General features: G+C 25.0%; 2 protein-coding genes. Both read left to right on the top strand.

Annotation, left to right across the window (positions count from 1 at the left end):
- Positions 1–561 precede the first annotated feature (561 nt).
- The gene (locus tag AJN58_RS06310; RefSeq protein WP_070292082.1) at positions 562–2,019 is read left to right on the top strand and encodes a DNA methylase; all 1,458 of its coding nucleotides are present in this window, start codon (positions 562–564) and stop codon (positions 2,017–2,019) included.
- Positions 2,012–2,203, top strand: a complete 192-nt coding sequence (locus tag AJN58_RS06305) for a hypothetical protein (RefSeq protein ID WP_002779581.1) — start codon at positions 2,012–2,014, stop codon at positions 2,201–2,203. Before AJN58_RS06310 ends, AJN58_RS06305 begins: the two co-directional genes overlap by 8 nt.
- The last annotated feature ends 477 nt before the right edge of the window (positions 2,204–2,680 follow it).

Genomic DNA, 2,680 nt, shown 5'->3' with positions numbered 1-2,680 from the left:
GATTTGTTTTTCAACTAATTTTCTCTTTCTTTTTTTAATTTATTGGTATTTTGGTTTATGATTTATATAAAAAGCAAGATCCTTATTATAACAGTTTCATTTTTTCTTAAATAGCGAAAAATGAAATGAGTGATAAAGATTTTGAGATTTTTCCATGTATAAAATAAGGCAGATTTTTATTTTATCAATAGCAATTATTATTAAAAAAAATAGCAGAAAATTTCATTTGCCTATATTAATGTAACTTTTTATTACAATCAGCATTTTCAAAAAACTTTATCATTATTTCAGCTTAAATTTTATCATTTAAAATTAAACTTGATATAAATCTTTTCGTATACTTTGCTCGCTCGATTTAAATATATAAAAGCATAATATTGAGTAATACTATGTAATTTTAAACAAGGCATGGTTTTTGATAAAATTTTTAGATGAAAAAATCTACAAGCTTGATTGTTTTATTGATTAATTCCAAAACAAGAACTAAAAATTAACAATCTTAGTCTATTAAAATTCTTTTTATACAATTAAAAAATAATTATTATATACAAATGTGAAAATATGGATAATACGCAAAAATATGCAGCTATAGATCTTAAGTCATTTTATGCTTCTGTTGAATGCATTTTAAGAAAATTAGATCCTCTAAATACCAATCTTGTAGTTGCGGATGAAAGTAGAACTGAAAAAACAATATGTCTTGCGGTATCTCCCGCATTAAGATCTTATAATATATCAGGCAGATTAAGACTATTTGAACTAATACAAAAAGTAAAAACAATCAATTACAAGCGCTTAAAAATTGCTAAATATTTCAGTGCAAAATCATACAATCATCTTGAACTAATAAATAATCCCAATTTAGAGCTTGATTACATTGTTGCAAAACCTAGGATGTCAACATATATAGACTATAGTTCTAAAATCTACAGCATTTATTTAAAGTATTTTGATCCAAAAGACATTCATATTTACTCCATTGATGAAGTATTTATTGATTTAACTCCTTATATCAAACATTATAAGCTATCTGCTGACAAACTCATTGAAAACATATTATTTGAAATTTTAAAAACAACTCAAATAACAGCAACTGCGGGAATAGGAACAAATCTTTACTTAGCAAAAATTGCAATGGATATATTAGCCAAAAAACAAAATATTAATAAAGATGGACTTTGCATAGGGTATTTGGATGAAATGCTTTATAGAAGAAAATTATGGCAACACACGCCCATAAATGATTTTTGGCGTATAGGCAAAGGATATGCAACAAAACTAAAAAGCATAGGCATTAACAATATGGGAGATTTAGCAAGATACTCTCTTAATAACGAGGATAAACTTTATCAAATTTTTGGAGTAAATGCTGAGTTATTAATCGATCATGCTTGGGGGTTTGAAAGCTGTACAATGCAAGCTATTAAAGAATATAAAAGCAAACATATCTCTAAGGTAATGGCTAAGGTTTTGCCTAAGCCTTATAGTTTTAAAAAAGCTAGAGATATGCTTAAAGAAATCGTCGATCATATGGTTCTTGAGCTAATTGAGCAAAATTTAACATGCAATCAAATCGTTTTAGATGTACAATATGATAAAGAAAGCTTAGAAAAGGTACAAAGCTACAATGGTCCAATGAGCAAAGATTCCTATGGAAGATCTATTCCAAAAAATGCACATTCAACAATCAATTTGGATTACCACAGCTCTTCCTTGGAAACTATTTGCAATAAAGGTTTAAAATTGTTTGATTTAATAGTTAATGCTGATTTTTTAATTAGAAAAATAAGTCTTACTCTTAATAATGTTGTAAAAAATGACACGATAAAAAAAATTAAAGAACCCAGTCTTTTTGCCGACATAGAACAGAAGGAAAATAAAAATTTTATAAAAGAAGAGAAATTACAAAAAGCTAGACTCGCGATTGTTCACAAATATGGAAAAAAATCTATTTTTAAAGCCTCGAGTCTTGAAAATGGCTTAAAAATTAATTCGCAAATAGGAGGACACAATGCCTAATAACCACGATGATATTATTAATATTAAATACAAAAAATCTACAAAATATCCTCTTATGCCATTAGAAAAAAGAGCGGCACAGTTTGCTCCATTTTCAGTGCTTAAAGGATTTGATGAAGCAATTGAAAAAAAGAAAAAAGAAATGGAAAGAAAGCTTGAAAAGTCTATCTATATAAACGAGTAATCATGTTTTTATGAGAAAAATATTTTAGATATAAAAATCAATTAAAAACAAGTAAAAAAATAAGTATTTTTTAAATAGTGTATTTTTTATACCACTTTTATCTCTATATATTTTAGACTTAAAATAAAATTAATTAAAATTAGTATTAAAATTTTATCTTTTTTTTCTGTGAATTTTCATATAAAAAATATTGTTTTTTATATGATTAAAAAAATAAAAAAATTATCTTGTACTTTTCACGAGCAAAAATTCAAAGAGAAAATTACAGCAAAACTATATTTATTTTGATTTATTTTTTTGTTTTTTTATCTATCATTTTTTATTTTTATTTTTATTTTTTTACCTATCTTTACTCTAAAATTTTTGTAAATTTTTCAATTAAAAAATACTCCAAATCCAAACCCACAAAAAGACAAAAATAGTTTTAATTAAGCATTAAAAAGTCTAGGTTTAAGCAATGGCATTTTTATACCTACC

This window comes from Campylobacter sp. BCW_4321 (assembly GCF_001763075.1).
GTDB lineage: Bacteria > Campylobacterota > Campylobacteria > Campylobacterales > Campylobacteraceae > Campylobacter_D > Campylobacter_D jejuni.
The sequence above is the reverse complement of the archived record's forward strand: the minus strand, read 5'-3'. Positions and strand labels throughout refer to the sequence as shown.

What these genes read in the sequence shown, in the direction of transcription:
- AJN58_RS06310 (WP_070292082.1), top strand. Translation starts at nt 562, where the DNA reads ATGGATAATACGCAAAAATATGCAGCTATAGATCTTAAGTCATTTTAT.
- AJN58_RS06305 (WP_002779581.1), top strand. Translation starts at nt 2,012, where the DNA reads ATGCCTAATAACCACGATGATATTATTAATATTAAATACAAAAAATCT.